Annotated in this window: 13 protein-coding genes and 1 pseudogene; 1 reads left to right on the forward strand and 13 read right to left on the reverse strand. The window is 62.6% G+C overall.

Annotation, left to right across the window (positions count from 1 at the left end):
* Nucleotides 1–46: 46 nt before the first annotated feature.
* From NTD82_RS21545 to flgB, 13 genes are all read right to left on the reverse strand, one after another.
* Entirely contained in the window at nt 47–3,634 is a 3,588-nt protein-coding gene (locus tag NTD82_RS21545) for a glycosyltransferase (RefSeq protein ID WP_262130156.1), read from the reverse strand.
* 115 nt (nt 3,635–3,749) lie between these two features.
* Nucleotides 3,750–5,318, reverse strand: coding sequence for a flagellar hook-associated protein 3 (locus NTD82_RS21550; RefSeq protein WP_095156933.1), 1,569 nt, complete (start codon nt 5,316–5,318; stop codon nt 3,750–3,752).
* Between the two features lie 13 nt (nt 5,319–5,331).
* Nucleotides 5,332–7,389 carry a flagellar hook-associated protein FlgK gene (gene flgK / locus NTD82_RS21555; protein ID WP_262130157.1) on the reverse strand — a complete coding sequence of 686 codons (2,058 nt, stop codon included), beginning with the start codon at nt 7,387–7,389 and terminating at the stop codon, nt 5,332–5,334.
* 10 nt (nt 7,390–7,399) lie between these two features.
* On the reverse strand, nt 7,400–8,602 hold the full coding sequence (gene flgJ / locus NTD82_RS21560; RefSeq protein WP_095156931.1) for a flagellar assembly peptidoglycan hydrolase FlgJ: 1,203 nt from the start codon (nt 8,600–8,602) through the stop codon (nt 7,400–7,402).
* 12 nt (nt 8,603–8,614) lie between these two features.
* On the reverse strand, nt 8,615–9,724 hold the full coding sequence (locus tag NTD82_RS21565) for a flagellar basal body P-ring protein FlgI (protein ID WP_095156930.1): 1,110 nt from the start codon (nt 9,722–9,724) through the stop codon (nt 8,615–8,617).
* Nucleotides 9,725–9,736: 12 nt separating this feature from the next.
* Nucleotides 9,737–10,432 carry a flagellar basal body L-ring protein FlgH gene (gene flgH, locus NTD82_RS21570; RefSeq protein WP_095156929.1) on the reverse strand — a complete coding sequence of 232 codons (696 nt, stop codon included), beginning with the start codon at nt 10,430–10,432 and terminating at the stop codon, nt 9,737–9,739.
* Between the two features lie 33 nt (nt 10,433–10,465).
* Nucleotides 10,466–11,251: a flagellar basal-body rod protein FlgG gene (flgG, locus tag NTD82_RS21575; RefSeq protein ID WP_095156928.1), complete on the reverse strand. Its 786-nt coding sequence runs from the start codon at nt 11,249–11,251 to the stop codon at nt 10,466–10,468.
* A 45-nt stretch (nt 11,252–11,296) separates the two neighbouring features.
* Complete coding sequence (locus NTD82_RS21580) at nt 11,297–12,037, reverse strand: flagellar basal body rod protein FlgF (RefSeq protein ID WP_110969461.1); 741 nt, start codon at nt 12,035–12,037, stop codon at nt 11,297–11,299.
* Between the two features lie 204 nt (nt 12,038–12,241).
* Nucleotides 12,242–12,421, reverse strand: coding sequence for a hypothetical protein (locus NTD82_RS21585; RefSeq protein WP_262130159.1), 180 nt, complete (start codon nt 12,419–12,421; stop codon nt 12,242–12,244).
* Between the two features lie 90 nt (nt 12,422–12,511).
* Nucleotides 12,512–13,843: a flagellar hook protein FlgE gene (gene flgE / locus NTD82_RS21590; RefSeq protein ID WP_262130160.1), complete on the reverse strand. Its 1,332-nt coding sequence runs from the start codon at nt 13,841–13,843 to the stop codon at nt 12,512–12,514.
* A 30-nt stretch (nt 13,844–13,873) separates the two neighbouring features.
* Entirely contained in the window at nt 13,874–14,596 is a 723-nt protein-coding gene (gene flgD, locus NTD82_RS21595) for a flagellar hook assembly protein FlgD (RefSeq protein WP_095156924.1), read from the reverse strand.
* Nucleotides 14,597–14,611: 15 nt separating this feature from the next.
* Nucleotides 14,612–15,052 carry a flagellar basal body rod protein FlgC gene (gene flgC, locus NTD82_RS21600; RefSeq protein WP_009402938.1) on the reverse strand — a complete coding sequence of 147 codons (441 nt, stop codon included), beginning with the start codon at nt 15,050–15,052 and terminating at the stop codon, nt 14,612–14,614.
* 3 nt (nt 15,053–15,055) lie between these two features.
* A complete protein-coding gene (gene flgB, locus NTD82_RS21605) occupies nt 15,056–15,463 on the reverse strand; it encodes a flagellar basal body rod protein FlgB (RefSeq protein WP_095156923.1) in 408 nt (135 codons plus the stop codon).
* Between the two features lie 382 nt (nt 15,464–15,845).
* On the opposite strand from flgB, the pseudogene NTD82_RS21610 reads away from it, so the two are divergent.
* A pseudogene (locus NTD82_RS21610) lies at nt 15,846–17,324 on the forward strand (autotransporter outer membrane beta-barrel domain-containing protein); the annotation flags it as partial.

Consider the following 17,324-nt stretch of genomic DNA (forward strand, 5'->3'; position numbering starts at 1 on the left):
ACCGAGCCATCGGCGAACCTATGTCAGCCCTGACTGATCCGCCCCCTCAGCTCGGCATCCACCCGTCATACCAGACCTGAATATTCTCCGGCCGCAACACGTAGTTGCGCATTACCTCGTCATGCAACTGGTCGCCCATCCGGTAGCTGGCATCGGGGTCGGCCAGGTGCATGCGGATCGCCTCCAGCCATTCCTCGGTGGAGTTGCTCTTGACACGGGTGCACGGCAGATAACCACGATAGGCCGCCGTGTCGGTGACGATCACCGGGTAACCGCAGGCGCCGTACTCAAGCAGGCGCAGGTTGCTCTTGCAGTCGTTGAAGATGTGGAATTCCAGCGGCGCTAACGCCAGGTCGAGGTTGAGACTGGTCAGCTTGGCCGGATAGGCCGACAGGCCCACCGGTGGATGGAACTCATGGATGTACGGCCGCAGGTCCGGCGGGCACATGCCGAAGAATACCCACTCGACCTCGTTGGCCAGGGTCTTGACCACGTCGGCGATGACTTCCAGGTCGCCGGTGTGGCTGGTGCCGCCACCCCAGCCAACCCGCGGCTTTTTCGAGGTGCGGCGCTGGCCACGGCGACCGACCCACAGTTCTTCGGCGAGCAGGTTGGGCAGCACGCGAATGTCGTGGTGGGTGTCGCGCAGGGCATCGGCCAGCGGTTCGGTGGAAACCACCAGGCGGTCGCAGCGGGCGATGCCACGGCGCAGCGAGCCTTCGAGGTCGCGCGGGGTGTGTTTCAGGTGACCGTTCTTCTTCGGCACCTTGATCACGTAGTCATCCAGTTCGTAGATGACGAAGCCCTTGGAGTAGGTCTTCAGCCGCTCGATTTCCTTGATGAACCCTTCGGTGTAGCGCCCCTGGAGAATCACCACATCCGGCGAACTGCGCTCCAGCTCGACGCTGGTGGGAATCTCGAAATACTGCTGCTGGGTGACCCAGCCCGCCGCTTCCAGTTCGGTCAGCGGCTTGGTCACCCGGTAATGGCCGACCGCGGTCTTGTTCATCGGCAAGGCCAGCACGTGAGGCAGCGAGCGACCGAGGAACGGCAGCCAGCCTTCCTTGAGCCCGGGCTCCAGGCGGAAGGCCGAGCCCTTGAGGGTCAGGTTGATGTTGTAGGCCGGGTCGCGGGCGATGATCGGCATCCAGTCGCGCTGGAACGCCTCATGCTGTTCAGCCAGGACCACCTGACGCGCCGCTTCTTTCTGCGGATCCGGTGCCGGCCCCGGCGGGGTGTCCAGCACCAGCCGCGCACGCGGCGTCCAGACACTGAGGTAACCGGCCTGGCGCATGCGCAGGCTGAGGTCGACATCGCTGAACGCGGCGTTGAAGCGGGCATCGTTCAAGCCGCCCAGCTCCAGGAACAGGTGCTTGCGCAGCAGCACGCACTCGGCGCTGAGCACCGTGTAGTTCTGCGCCACTTGCAGGCGCTGCATGTAGCCGCCCGCCTGAACCATTTCACCCACGAACGGCGAATACACCGAGCCACGCAGGCCCAGTACGCCCCCCGCGTTGACCACCAGGCCCTCGGCGTTGCACAGCTCGGCGCCGACCATCCCCACTTCCGGCCGCTGGCCGTGGGCGAGCAACACGTCGAGCCAGTCGCCGTCGGTGACAACGGTGAACGGGTTGAGCATCAGCAAATAATCGCCACGGGCATGCTGCGCAGCCAGGTTCTGCTGCGCGGCGAACGAGGTTTCCTCGTCCAGCGACAACACCCGCAGGCGCTCGCCGCCCATCTGCGCCATGGCTGCCAGCCAGACGCGGGAGTCTTCGCGCTCGCTGGCGTTGTCCAGCACCAGCACTTCGTAGTGCGGGTACGTGGTCTTGCCCAGCACGCTTTCAAGGCAGCGCTCGAGCGCGGCCACCTGGTCGCGGAAGCTGATGATCAGGGTCACCAGTGGCTGCGCGGCGTGCAGGTAGCGAATCTGGTTGATCGCACCGCCCGCTTCGTTTTCCAGGCGGTAGTCCAGGCCCAGGCGCTGCAGGTGAGCCTGTAGCACGCGCGGGTTTTCCGCGACCACCGGCGCCGAGGACAGCCACGCGGCGTAGCCGAACGCGCACTCCACCAGCACTTCGGGAATGTGCTCGATGGTCTGCGGGCCGTGGTTTTCGACCAGACGCCACAGCAGGTCATGGGGCGCCAGTTCGCGATAGCCCGCGGCAAAGCCGCCGGCCGCGAGGAATTGCGTGCGGGAGAACGCCAGCACTCGCCCGGTGAAGGGATAGGCACGCTGCAGGTCGAGGTTGAAGTCAGGCTTGAACACCGGATCCTGCGACTCGCCCTCCAGCAGCCCGCCCTCGTCGCCATAGCAACAGGCGATCTGCGGCAAGCGCACCGCGCGCTCGGCCAGCAGCATCAGGCTGAATTCGCTCAGGCGGTCACCCGCGCGCAGCAGATAGAACCAATCGACGCCTTCCAGCTCGGGCAGCAGCTCATTGAGTTGCTGCCCCCAGTCCGCTTGCAGCGGGCGGCCGATCAGGGTGTCGTCGAGGCTGGACGCCACGCGAGCGCTGGACAGCACCAGCGTGCTGGCGGCGCCGTAGCATTGACGGTTGATGCTCTCCACGGTGCGCTGCAGCGCCGGGCTGTCGCCTTCGGCATCGATCACCACCACGGCGATGCGAGGGCGCCAGTCCCAGTGTTCGCTCAGGCGCATCAACCGGCGCAGAACCAGGGGATCCTCGCGGCAGCCCAGCCACTTGCCATAGAGGTCGGCAAAGGTGTCGCTGTCGAAACCCACCTGCGATTCCTGGATCGCCTGCAAGCCGCGCAGTACGTGAACCAGGAACAGGTTTTCCCATGTCCGCGGCACCACCCGGCCATCCACCGGCAACACATGAATCCGCGCCCAGCCAGTAAAGCTCTCGGTGGCCGGCGGGCGGGCAGCGAGCATGCTGCGCAGCCACTGCAGCTCGGCGACGCGTGCCGCCACCATCTGCGGTTGCTGGCGCAACTGGTCGGGGTGGATGCGCTCGATGCAGTGCATCTGCGCCGTCACCACCAGATTGCCCCGACGCAGCAGGCAGATGAACAGCGCGAAGTCGAGCAGCGCGACGAAGCCCGCCTGCACCAGTGCCGGCAGCAGTTCATTGAGGTCGCTGGTGCGCATCAGGGTATTGCTGAAGCCGCCGATGAAGTTCAGCGGATTGCTGTCGAAGAAATCCAGCAGGTCGTCGCCGTTGTAAACCGTGGCACCCCAACTGAACCAGCTGTTTTCCAGGCGCTGGGACAGCGCGAAGTCTTGACCGTCGGCGAGGTTGCGGCGAGTGGTGACCAGGCTGACGTCATCGTTGGCGAGGAACAGGCGCATCTCGCTGCTGATGCAATCGGCCATCAGCCGATCGTCGTCACAGAGGAACTGCACGTACTCGCCCCGCGCCAGTTCCAACCCGGCCAGCAAGTTAGCGCCCAAGCCAAGCGGCTGCGGGTTGCGCTGGTAGTAAAGTGGGCAGCGGGCGAGCGGGTCCAGTTCATCGACCAGCGCCTTGATTTCGTCGCCGTGGCTATCGTCGCAGACGATGACTTCGAGGTTTTCGTAGTTCTGGGCCAGGGCACTGACCAGCGCCGCACGGAAGAAACGGGGATTGCAGGCGGGAATGACGAGACTGACAAGAGGCGCTGGGTTCACGACGAAGACTCTCGACCGGTGACTGCCCTCGGAGGAAATTCAGAACAGTCTGGACCGTGGGGATAAGGGAGGCGACCCGCCGCCCCGAACAAACGGGACGGCGGGCATGCAGCAGTTACAGAACCTTGAACAGGCTCAACTGGCTAACGCGGCTGAAGGCCATTTGCGAGGCTTCAAGCATGGTCTTTTGCAGGGTCAGGCGGGTCATCACCTCGGCCGGATCGGAATCACGAATCGACGACTGGGTGCTGGAGTTGGCAATGCTCAGGCTCTCGTTGGCCAGCTCCTGCAGGTCCAGCGCCTTGCCCCGCGCACCGATCGAGGTGACGGTGTAGGCCAACTGGTTCTGTCCGCTACTGACGTTGGCGATGGCCGAGTCGAGTGCGGCGCGCAGTTGCTGCGAGGCCTTTTCGCTGCCGTCGATGGGCTTTTCCAGCGCCTGGCGCAACTGGCTGACGGTGTCGAGAATGTTCTGCGTATGGTGCTTGTTGACCGTCACGCTGTACTGCTCACCGTCGACCGGCGTAGCGCTGAAATCGAACTTGACCCCGGCAGCGGTGATGGAGGTAGCACCCGCCGCCACCGTACCGTTGGCGACCGGACGGCTGCCGGCGGACAGCGGCTGGGCATAAAGCTCATAGTTGCCGCCAGTGGTGAACTTGATCACCGCGCCTTCCGGGAAGGACTTGGCATAGAGGTCCGCGTCGACCACCGAGGTACCGGTCATCTGCACGCCGGAGCCGTTGCCTGGGCTTGCGGTGCCGGTGATGGTATCCGGCTTGGACTGCAGGGTGAACTGGTGACCCGTGATCAACGCATCGCTCTCGCCGCTCTGCAGGTTGAAGTTCAACTTCAGGTCAACACCGCGGAAGCTCACCGCGACCCCGCCGGGGGTGGTCGAGTCGAACACGCCGTTGCCGCTGGCCTCGGAGGTGTAGTCGTTGCCCGCCTGGTCCTTGATCGAGAATTGGGTCGGGCTGACCATGGTGATGACGTAAGGCTCGTTGGCACGGAACGCATCGTTGTAGTTGATATCAGCGGACACCTGGCCATTGGACAGCGCCACCCGTACATCCGCAGGGTTGGTCGGCGAGGTGACGGTGGTCTGCGTGCGGCTGGTGTTCAGCGCCTGCTGGAAAGTCGCCCAGCCGCTGTCGTTGCCGGCCATGGTCAGCATGTCGCCGACCTGCAGTTGCAGTTGAGTCTGGTCGCCCTGGTAGGTGTAGGTGCCATCTGCGTTGCGCACGAACGGCTGGGTATCACCCTTGGAACCGGAGAACAGGTACTGACCGTTCTCATCGCGGGTGTTCATCAGGCTCAGCAGTTGGTCTTCGAGCTTGCCCAGTTCGGTGGCCGTGGCTTTACGCTCAGTGTCGGTGAAGCCTGCGTTACCCGCGCCCAGCGCCAGTTCATTGACCCGCTGCAGGATGGTGTTGATCGAGTTGAGCGTGGTCTCGGACTGACTCAGGCTGTTGCGAATCATGCCGGTGTTGGTGTCGTACTGGGCCAGCATCGAACTCTGGTGATCGAGTTGCAGCAGACGGGCCGCGCCCACCGGATCATCGGCGGCGGTACGCACGCGGATCAGGTCGCTGGCCTCTTCGCCGGTCTTCACCACGTTGGAGTAGTTCCGCTGATAGTTGGAAGCGCTGGTTTCGTAATACTGGGAAGTAGAGATACGCACGGTCTACGACTCCTTAAAGAGCACTGATCAGCGTGGAGAACATTTCCTGCGCCGCTTTGATGATCTGCGACGAGGCGGTGTAGTACTGCTGGTACTTGACCAGGTTGCCGGCTTCTTCATCCAGTTGCACGCCAGACAGCGAGTCGCGGGAGGCCTTGGCCTGGGTCAGGATGGCGGTGGTCGCCGAGCTGTCCATCTGCGCCTGCTTGGTCTTGGCGCCAACGCTCTCCACCAGCTTGCCGTAGGCATCGGTCAGGCTGACGCCCTTGGTGGCGCTGCCGACATCGACGGTCTGGGCTTTTTGCAGTTCGAGCAGCGACAGGCCGTTACGGTTGTCCGAGGAACCCGCGCCGGTCAGGGCAATGCTGTAGCTGTCGTTTTTCTTCGGCGAGCCGGCGACATCGATCTGGAAGCTGAAGGTCTTCTGAACGTTGTTGCCATCGACGATTGCCGCGCCGTTGGCATCGACCATCGGTACGTTGATCTGCAGGGTGTTGTTCTGGCCAGGCACGAACGTGCCGCTGCCAATCGGGTCGCCCTTGGAGTCGACCACCGAGTAGGTCTGCGGGCTGACGGATTCATCACCGAACACCAGGCGCACCGGCGTCGAGTACTTGATGCCGTTCTGCAATTCCAGGCGCTGGGCCGGGTCGGCGATATCCAGCACCGATTTCAGCACCGGCTGGGTGATCACGCCGGTACCGGTGTTGCTGCCACCGGTCGTCGCCGTCAGCGGCGCGGCCACGGCCAGGCGCTTGGAGTCGGTCATCACCACTTCGAGGGACGCGGCAGCGTTGCGGGTCGGGGTGATCTTGAAGCTGTCGCCGGCTTTGACCGTACCGCCGTTCAGGTCGAGGCTGAAGCCGTCGATCACTGCGGGCGGATCGTCATTGATGTTGAAGGTGCCCATGTTGGTGTTATCGGGCAGCTTGCGAACGATGAAACTGCCCGCGGTCGGCTGGTCGGTGATGGTCACCTGGTAGTCGCTGGTGGTCAGCCGGCCAGTGTCCTTGATCACCACGTTGAGGTTGGTCGAGGTGGCATCGTTGCCGGTCATGGCAATGCTGCGCCCGACCATCGCCGCCGCGCTGTTGATGTCGCTGAACAGGGCCGCGCCGAACTCGCCGTTCTTGTCGATGCCCTGGGCCAGCTGCGAGTTCATCTTCTCGGCCATGACCAGCGCGATACGACCAATCTCGTTCTGCGCAGGCACCAGGGTCTCGGTGCGATAGCGCAGCAGACCGCCGATTTCGCCACCGGTCAGGGAGTTGGTCACATCGACGAAGGAGTTGTTGTAGCTGAGCTTGATCGACACCTGGCTCGGGTCGGTGGTGCTGGTCACGGTGCTGAGGGTGTTGACGGAGGTGCCCAGTACCAGCGACTGGCCGTTGGCCAGGGTGATGTCGATATTGCCGTTGCGCTGGCTGGTCTGCACGCCTACCAGCTCGGACAGTTGGCGAACGGTCTCGTCGCGCTGGTCCATCAGGTCGTTGGGCTGGCCATTGAGGGCCGCCACCTTGGCGATCTGGTCGTTGAGCGAAGCAACGGTCTTGGCCAGGTTGTTGACCTGTTCGGTCATCGACTTCAGGTTGCCGTTGATGTTGCTGTTCTGTTCCTTGAACTGCGCGGCGATGGTGTTGAAGCGGTTGGTCAGGTTCTGCGCGTTGGTCAGCAGCAACTGCCGCGAAGCATCGTCGTTGGGCTTGGCGGAAAGGCCCTGCAGCGACGTGAAGAAGTTAGTCAACGCGCCGGTGACACCGGTGTTGGCGTCGGACAGCAGGTTGTCCACCGAGGTGATCTGGCTCAGGTACGACGCGGCATCGCTGTTGAGCGAGGTGCTGGTCTGCAACTGGTTGTCGAGGAAGGCGTTGTACACCCGGCGCACGTCAGCCAGGGTGGTACCGGTACCGATGAACACCTGGCCATAGCGGACCGAGCCGTTAGTGGTCTGGACGTTCTGCTGGCGCGAATAGCCCGCCACATCGGCATTGGCGATGTTGTTACCCGTGGTATGCAGCCCCGATTGAGCGGCCCCAAGCCCCGACATCCCGATACTGATCAAACTCGCCATGGTTCAAACCTTATAGTTTCGTAGTTGCGCCAATCGCCGCGTAGCTATCGTACGACTTCATCTGTTTTGCGATCTGCGAGATCTTGCTGGCGTAGGCCGGGTCGGTTGCATACCCGGCTTTTTGCAGCTCTCGCACAAACTGTTCTGGGTTATCGGCCGACTTCACCGCTTCTTGATAGCGGCTGTTGTTCTGCAACAGGCTGACCAGATCGTGGAAGCTGTCCTGATAGGAATCGTAGGAACGGAACGCCGCCGTTTCCTTGACGAACTGGCCGTCGCGGAATTCGCTGGTGATCGCCCGCGCCGAATCGCCCTGCCAGTTACCGGTGGCCTTGATGCCGAACAGGTTGTGGCTGCTGCTGCCATCGGAGGAGCGCATGACCGACTTGCCCCAGCCGGTTTCCAGCGCAGCCTGAGCCACCAGGTAACGCGGATCGATACCGATGCGCTTGGCGGCCTGCTCGGCCATCGGCAGCATGGTGCTGACGAATTCGTCGCTGGACGAGAACGCTTTCTGCGCCGGCGCCAGCGGTGGCTGGGCCACGGCACGGCCATAGATGCGCATCGCGCCGGGTGCGGCGAACGTCTGCGCCGGCTCCCAGTCGCCCTTGATCACGGCATCGGTCATCGCCGTGGTGCGCTGCGGCAATGCCGCGGTATTGGTGGTTGCCGCGGCGGCATCGGCCGACGGCACGATACCGGCCAGCAGGCGGTCGGTAAGCTTGCCCGGCAACGCCAGGCGCCGGGAGTTGAGCGCGGCCACATCGTTGCGGGTGGTGCCGGTTTCTTCGGCATTGCGCACCGGCTCGGCCACTTTGCTCGCCCACAGCGCACGCTGCTGCACATCGACCCGCGGGAACGGGCTGGTGTTGACGCTCACACCCTTCTGCTTGGACAACTGGCGCATCAGCACATCCTGCAGACCAATGCCGCCGCCCTCGCGGGACAGGCTGACCGACAGTTGCTGGTCGTACATCTGCTGGTACTGCTTGGTGGTCTCGGTGTTGAGCGGGTTGTCCTTGGCCAGCACATCGGTGGCCGAACGCACGGACTTGAGCATTTCGTTGAGGAACAACGACTCGAATTCCTGCGCCACCTTGCGCAGGTTGCCTTCGCTGTCGCGGTCGCCGACCTTCATCGAGTTGAGGCGATTGAGGTCGGTGTAGGCACCGCTGTCGGTGGCGCTGTAGTTGGTGCTTTTTGGCATGTCCATACGCGCGAGGCCTCAGATCACGATCAGGTCGGCCTGCAAGGCGCCGGCCTGTTTCAGGGCTTCGAGGATTGCCATCAGGTCGCTCGGCGCGGCGCCGACCTGGTTGACGGCACGGACGATCTCGTCAAGCGTGGTGCCCGGACCGAACTTGAACATCGGCTTGGCTTCCTGCTCGGCATTGACCCGCGAGCGCGGCACCACGGCAGTCTGGCCGTTGGAGAACGCGCCCGGTTGGCTGACGATCGGGTCTTCGGTGATGGTCACGGTCAGGCTGCCGTGGGTCACTGCGGCCGGCGACACCTTGACGTTCTGCCCGATGACGATGGTGCCGGTACGCGAGTTGATGATGACCTTGGCCACCGCCTGACCCGGATCGATCTCCAGGTTCTCAAGGATCGACAGGTAATCGACCCGCTGCCCCGGATCCAGCGGCGCGGTGACCCGCACCGAACCGCCATCCACCGCCTGGGCAACACCCGGGCCGAGCAGCTCGTTGACCTTGTCGACGATACGCTTGGCCGTGGTGAAGTCCGGACGGTTGAGGTTCAGGGTCAGGCTGTTGCCCTGGTTGAAACCGCTCGGCACGGCCCGCTCCACCGAGGCACCGCCGGGAATGCGACCGGCCGACGGCACGTTGACGGTGATCTTCGAGCCGTCGCGACCTTCGGCGTCAAAACCGCCCACCACCAGGTTGCCCTGGGCGATGGCGTAGACGTTGCCGTCGATACCCTTGAGCGGCGTCATCAGCAGGCTGCCGCCGCGCAGGCTCTTGGAGTTACCGATGGAGGACACGGTGATGTCGACCACCTGACCGGGCTTGGCGAAGGGCGGCAGGTCGGCATGAATCGACACCGCAGCGACGTTTTTCAACTGCACGTTGCCCGAGCCGGCCGGCACCTTGATGCCAAACTGCGAGAGCATGTTGTTGAAGGTCTGCAGGGTGAACGGGGTCTGAGTGGTCTGGTCACCCGTACCGTTCAGGCCCACGACCAGGCCGTAACCAATCAACTGGTTGGAGCGCACGCCGGAAATGCTGGCGATGTCCTTCAGGCGCTCGGCGTGGGCGCTGAACGCCGCACTGAGCAGAAGGGTCGCGGCAAGCAGTTGCTTGAAGTTGAACATGGGCATCCGGACCTAGAACGGGAAAAGCGGGCTGAGGAAGAAGCGGTCGAACCATCCCGGCTGGCTGGCGTCGGCGAAGGAACCGGTTCCCGAATAGGTGATGCGCGCATCGGCGACCCGGGTCGACGGCACGGTGTTGTCAGTGGCGATGTCGTCGGCGCGAACCATGCCGGCGATGCGTACCAGTTCGTCACCGGTATTGAGCGTCATCCACTTCTCGCCGCGCACGGCAATGATGCCGTTGGGCAGCACGTCGGCCACGGTGACAGTGATCGAGCCGGTCAGGGTGTTGCCCTGGGCCGCCTTGCTGTCGCCCTTGGTGGTGCGGTCGCCGCTGTAGCCGGCGCTGAGGCTCAGGTCGTTGCTGCCGATCGGGTTGTTGGTGGTCAGGCTCGAACCGAACAGCGAGGTCAGGCCCAGCTCGGCATTGCTGTTCTTGGCGATCTGCGAGTTGGCGTTCTTGCTGGCCTGGGTCCGCTCGTTCAGGGTGATGGTGATGATGTCACCGACCCGGAACGCCTTGCGGTCGCTGTACAGGTTCTGCTCGAAACCGGCCTGGTAGATCGAACCGTTGTTGGCCGCCGCCGGCAGGGGCGTACGCGGCAATACCGGCGCGTAGTACGGATCGTTGGGCTTGGGCGTCGGCGCGACGCAACCAGCCAGCAACACCGCCCCCCCCAGGGCGAATACGGATAGCAAACGGCTCATGACTCTGACCTCACGGTGTAACAGCTACTTCAATTACAGGTTCTGGGTAACGTACGAGAGCATCTGGTCGGCGGTGGAAATGACCTTGGAGTTCATTTCGTAGGCGCGTTGGGTGGTGATCATGTTGACCAGCTCTTCCACGGTGCTGACGTTGGAGTTTTCCAGGGTCTGCTGCAGGGTGGTGCCGAAGCCGTTGAGGCCCGGGGTACCGATCTGCGGCGCGCCGCTGGCGGCGGTTTCCAGGAACAGGTTGCCACCCATGGCCTGCAGGCCGGCCGGGTTGATGAAGTCGGCGGTCTGGATGTTGCCAATGACCTGTGCGGCAGGGCTGCCGGCGGTGGTGATCGACACAGTGCCGTCCTGGCCAACGGTGAAGGTCTGCGCATCTGGCGGCACGACAACAGCCGGCTCCAGGGCGAAGCCGTTGGCAGTAACGACCTGACCATCGGAGTTCAGGTGGAAGGTGCCGTCACGGGTGTAGGAAACGGTGCCATCCGGCTGCAGAACCTGGAAGAAACCACGGCCGTTGACCGCGAGATCCAGCGGGTTCTCGGTGGTTTGCAGGCTGCCGGTCATGAAGTTTTTCTGGGTGCCGACGATGCGCACACCGGTACCGACCTGCAGACCCGACGGCAGTTCGCTGTCCTGGGTCGACTGGGCACCTGGCTGGCGCTTGACCTGATAGAGCAGGTCCTGGAACTCGGCGCGATCACGTTTGAAACCGGTGGTCGAGACGTTGGCCAGGTTGTTGGAGATGACGGTGAGGTTGGTGTCCTGGGCGGACAGACCGGTTTTACTGACCCAAAGAGCCGGAAGCATGCTGTTCTCCTCGTACGCCTGTTTTACGGCGCTACGCCTGTGTAATTAGCTGATTTGCAAAACCCGAGCCATGGCTTCGTCGCCTTCCTTGGCCGTGTTCATCATCTTGACGTGCAGTTCGAACTGCCGGGCCAGGGCGAGGACCGAGGTCATCTCTTCCACGGCATTGACGTTGCTCGCTTCCAGGAAGCCGGACACCACCTGCACATTGGCATCGGCGTCGGCGGGCTGGCCGCTCTTGGTATGAATCAGGCCATCGAGGCCTTTGGTCATGGTCTTCAGGTCCGGGTTGACCAGCTTGATCCGGTCAACCTCAGCCATCACCCGCGGGCCTTCGCCCATGGCGCGAATGCTGATGGTGCCGTCCTGGCCGATCTCGACCTTTTGCTCTGGCGGCACGGCGATCGGACCACCGTTGCCCATCACCGGCATGCCGTTGCCGGCGCGCAGGACGCCAACGGCGTCAATGTTCAGGCTCGCGGTACGCACATAGGCTTCGCTGCCGTCGGGCGCCTGCACGGCAATGAAGCCGTCGCCGCCGATGGCAACGTCCATGTCACGGCCGGTTTCCTGCAGCGCACCGGGGCTGAAATCGGTCGCCGGGCGCTCGGTCATGGCATAGGCCCGCGCCGGAAAGCTGTCACCGAAAACCGGCATCGAACGCGCCTGCTCCAGGTCACGCTGAAAACCGCTGGTGGAAATGTTCGCCAGGTTGTTGGCATGGGCCCGCTGGGCCAGCGCGTTCTGGCTGGCGCCGGTCATGGCCACGTATAGCATCTTGTCCACAGTCATCCTCCGCTGCGCTGGCGAACACTTGCCGTTCACCGCTGCTCTGGCACGGTGAAGCAATTTTCGAACCAATTAATGCAGTGAGTGCAAAAGCCCAGTGTTTTCGGGGTTTTGTCGATTGAGGGTCGTTTCAGGGAGAGAGAGAAAGACAAATTATCGGCGGCAGGCTGCCGCTGGCGGCAAGATCCCGCCCCCGGACATTCAGGGACGGCACCCGGCATTGTTAAAGGGCCCGGCAAATTGCTTCCAGCCCTCGCCCGGCGAATGCTGCGAACACACCAGACGCCCATCGGCCTGGCTTTCCCAGCGGTACCAGGGCGCCATTGCCGCCCAGGACTGGGCCGCCAACAGTACCAGCACAAGACACAGGGATCGCTTCATCACATACCTCCGAAAACAACGAACCCCCGCCCGGACCGGGAAGGGGCTCGCGTAACACTCAGGGCACCGGATGAACCGGCGCCACCGTCATCAGGTCATCTGGATGATGGTCTGCATGATGGAGCTCTGAGTGGAGATGGTCTTGGCGTTGGCCTGGTAGTTGGACTGCGCCTTCACCAGCTCGACCAGTTCCTGGGTCAGGTTGACGTTGGACTCTTCCAGGGAGTTGGACTGAATCGAACCCAGGGTGCCGGTCTTCGGCGTGTCGACGCCAGGAATGCCCGACGCGTAGGTCTCTTTCCAGCGCGTACCGCCCTGCTGCTGCAGACCCTGCTCGTTGGCGAAGCTGGCGATTGCCACCTGGCCAATGGCGCGAGACTGCTGGTTACTGAAGCTTGCGAACATGACGCCGGTGGAGTCGATGCTCAGGCTCGACAGGATACCGGTGGCATAGCCGTCCTGGGACTGCGACAGGCGTGCGGTCTCGGTGTTGTAGGAGGACGTCGAGTTCATGTCCACGCGGATGCCGTCGGCATTGCCGACGGAACCGTTCGGGCTCCAGGTACCGGTAGTAGCGTTGTACGCCGACGGAATCCAGCCCTTCAGGGTGAAGACGTTGTTGACCACCGCGAAGCTGTCATCCGGCGCGACCGTACCGGTCATGGTGTTGATGGTGCCGTCGGACTTGAAGGTCATGCTGCCCACCAGCGGCGAGGTGCTCGCCGGGTTCTGCGGGTTGCGACCGTCGACCAGGGTGTACATGGTCCAGGTGTTCTGGTCGGTCTTGCGATAGTACTGCTCCATGGTGTGTTTATTACCCTGGCTATCGTAGATCTCGGTCGAGAACTTCTTGCTGTACGTGGTCTCGTCGGTTGGCACGAAGGTCGGGCCGGCCGGCGTTGCGGTCGGCAGCGGAATGCTGTCGGCCGAGGAGTTCAGGTTGATGCCCTGGTCGATCAGGCTGGTGGCCTTCGGTGCCAGTGCCGAGGTATCGATCTTCAAGTCGGTCAGACCGGACTTGAGGATGGTGCCATTTTCGTCCGCGGCATAACCCTGCAGGCGTACGCCGTCGTTGGTGACGACGTAGTTGTCCTTGTTGGTCTGGAAGGCGCCGGAACGGGTGTAGCTCAGCGAACCGTTGTCGCTGAGGATGAAGTAACCCTGCCCCTGGATACCCATGTCCAGCACGTTGCCGGTGTTGTTGATGTCACCCTGGCCGAACTGTTGCGAGACCGCAGCCAGACGCACGCCGTTACCGACGGTCTTGCTGCCGACGCCCAGCTTGCTGGCCGAGTAAACGTCTTCGAACTCCGCGCGGGAGGATTTGAAACCGGTGGTGGCGACGTTGGCAATGTTGTTGCCGGTAACGTCGAGCTGCTTGCTGGCTGCATAGAGACCGCTAAGGCCGATATTGAAAGACATCTTTCCACTCCTGTGCCGCGTTAGCCGGCTCTATATACCGATGGTTTGGACTTTGGACAGCGCGACGCTGCCCTGACCGGCGAGGTTCAACATCATCTCGCCCCCTGTCTGACTGATGGTGACGCTGCTGACCGTGGCCGGCAGCAAGGTGTACATTTCCATGGCCTTGCCATCGACGGTGGTGGAGGCCTTGAAGTTGTAGGTCCCCGGCGAAACCACTTCACCACTTTCGTTCTTGCCGTCCCAGACGAATGCGGCGTTGCCGGCCGCTTGTGCACCCATGTCGATGGTACGCACAGCGTTGCCGTCCTTGTCGGTGATGGAGAGCGTGACACTGCTCACCGACTGCGGCACCACGACCGAACCGCTCAGGCTCTTGGTGGTATCGACCACTGCCTTGTCGGTCTGGGCGATCACCGAGCGACCCACCAGCGACGACGCCTGCAGCGCCTGCGACGATTTGTAGTTGCCGGAAATCGCGGTCACCGACTCGTTCAGCGAGGTGATGCCTTCCAGGCTGCTGAACTGCGCCAACTGAGCGACGAACTCGCTGTTGTCCTGCGGATCGAGCGGGTTCTGGTGCTGCATCTGGGTAACCAGCAACTGCAGGAACGCATCCTTGCCCAGCGTCTTGCCGCCGGTCGAGCTGTTGGTAGCGGAGGCGACACCCGTTTGAGTGGTCGTGGTCTTCGCCGACGCCTTGATGACGTCGTTCAGGTTAACCCCTGAGGTTGTATCGTTGACGCTGGCCATTGGCGTGGTCCTTTATCACTGACCCAGGGTCAGAACTTTCTGCATCATGGTCTTGGCCGTGTTCATCAACTCGGCGTTGGTCTGGAAGGAACGACTGGCCGAAATCATGTCGGCCATTTCCTCGACGACATTGACGTTCGGGTAGTAGACGTAGCCGTCCTTGTTCGCCGCCGGATGGTTCGGCTCGTAGCGGGCTTCGAGATTGCTCTGATCCTCGACCACGCCAAGCACCTGCACACCCTGCCCTGCCGCATCCTGGTCCTGGAACAGCGACTGACTGCCGTTCTGGGCCTGCTGGAAGGTGGTGGCGAACACCGGGTGGCGGGCGCGGTAGGTCTGGTCGATGCTCGACGAGACGGTCTCGGCGTTGGCGATGTTCGAAGCGACGGTGTTCAGACGGGTGGTCTGCGCGCTCATGCCGCTACCGGCGATGTTGAAAACACTGGCGAGGGACATGGATTACTCTCCGCGCAGGGCCGAAACCAGCCCTTTGAATTTACTGTTGAGCAGCGTGAAGCTGGCCTGGAAGCCGACCGAGTTCTCGGCGTAGCTCGATTGCTCAAGCTGCGCATCGACGGTGTTCTGGTCGATCGACGGCTGCATCGGCGTACGGTATTGCAGCGCTTCGTCGCTGAGGGTCACGCCTTCGGCTTCGATGTGCTTGGAATTGGTCCGGTCCAGGGCGAAGTGGCCGTTCTTGACCTTGTCGGTCTCAGCCTGCAGAACGGACGAGAAGTCCATGTCCCGCGCCTTGAAGTTCGGCGTATCGGCGTTGGCGATGTTGTTGGCCAGCACTTCGGCGCGCTGGGCGCGGAAGCCGAGGGCCTTTTCATGGATGCCAAGTGCTTTGTCGAAACTGATGCTCATGTCGGGGAAACCTTCAAAGGTTGGCCGGATGGTTCGTTGCCGATGAAAGAGCAAGTCCCATGCCAAAAAAGGAAACCCCAGTAAAACCGGGGCTTTTGCTGAAATGCCGCACGCGGCAATGCCAGAAAAGCGGCAATGGATTTCCGCCTGCCGCCAGCAAAGCGGCAATGCCGCGAGTTGCCGCTTGCCGATAGACACCTCTGAGATGGCCCTTTTGTGGCAACCGAATGCACGGAACGCTGGCGTCAAAAGGATGTCATTTGAATGGCAGGTTCGTTACCATCTGCCGCGCTCGTTGCGTGGCTCTAGCGCCGCCATTACCAGCCAGGCCTGTACCACGCAAGGACGCACCGTGACTCCCAAGACGTTTAAGGAATGAACTGTGGCCTCCCCGATTTTCCGCAAGACCCTGCTCGCCCTGGCGGTAACCGCCACCACCCTGCCCGCCTGGGCACAGACCGTGCAGTTGACCAATGCCGGCTTCCTCAGCGAACGCCAGACTTACAGCGAAAACCTCGAAATCACCGGCACCTACACCGGCGGTAGCGACGAGGACGCCATCGAATTCAATGGCAGCCACCTGCAGAAAGACCTGATCCTCAACGCCACTATCAATAGCACCGGTGACTTCGCCGGCGGCGTGGACATGGATGTCTACGAAGACGGCAATACCTGGATCAACAACCGCATCGACGGCAGCGTCATCAACAAAGGCAGCATCAGCGCGATCGGCGGCGGCGCCAACGCCCTGATGATCGACCCGGCCATCATCGGCGGCAGCGTGATCAACGAAGGCCTGCTGCTGGCCAAGGGTGAACCCCTGACCGACGATGGCGGCACCGACGTGGCACGCGCCATCGACATGAGTGGCTCGACCACCATCAAGGGTGACCTGGTGAACGCCGCCACCGGCCGCATCATCGCCGAAGGCCGTGACGCCAAGGGCATCAACCTGGAAGGCGGCGAAATTGTTGGCAAGGTCATCAACCGCGGCCTGATCCAGGTCACCGGTGCTGGTGCCACCGCCATCGACGTCACCTCGAACGAGCGCTGGCAGCAGGTCGACATGACCGACCTGGCCGGCATCGAGAACCACGGCACCATCATCGCCAGCGGCGACGACGCTGAAGGCATCCGCATCGATGGCGCCAGCTTCACCCGCGAAGAAAATCATCTGATCAACACCGGCACGATCCAGGCTACCGACGCCGCTATCGTTATCGGCGGGTTTGACGTTGACCTGGAAAACGACCCCACCGGTCAACTCGGTCAATACGCTCCGCTGCGGATCATCAACAGCGGCAAACTGATCTCCGAAGATGAAGCCGTCGACGCCAGCGAAAGCCGCGGCCGCGTTACTCTGGAGCTGCAGAACGGCAGCCAGGTCGTCGGCAACCTGATCGACCTGTCCAACGTAGGTGTGACCGGCAACGTCGACTTCACCGGCACCAGCGCCGAAGCAGATGGCTACAACATCCGCATGAAAGACACCAACAGCTGGTTCGAAGTGGGCGATGTGCCAGGCAACGCGCCATCGCAACTGAACCTGCTCGGCACGCACACCAGCCTCTACGGCAACCTGTACATGGCCACCAACTCGACACTGGGCCTGAACCTGAGCAGCGCCACCAACCCGGATGTCGCGGTGTTGAGCGTCACCGGCATCGCCGAGTTCGACAAGAATGTGAAGGTCCTGCTGGCCGCCCAAGGCGAAGACTTCTCCGCCAATGGCAGCACCTACAAGTTGATCGAAGCCGGCCGGATCGACTTGCTGGACGAAAACGACAAGATCGACCCGAACGCCAAGTTCAACCTGGCCAGCTCCTCGGCCCTGCTGAAAATCGACAGCTACAGCGTCGAG

Source organism: Pseudomonas sp. 5P_5.1_Bac1, from assembly GCF_025466015.1.
Taxonomy (GTDB): Bacteria; Pseudomonadota; Gammaproteobacteria; order Pseudomonadales; family Pseudomonadaceae; genus Aquipseudomonas.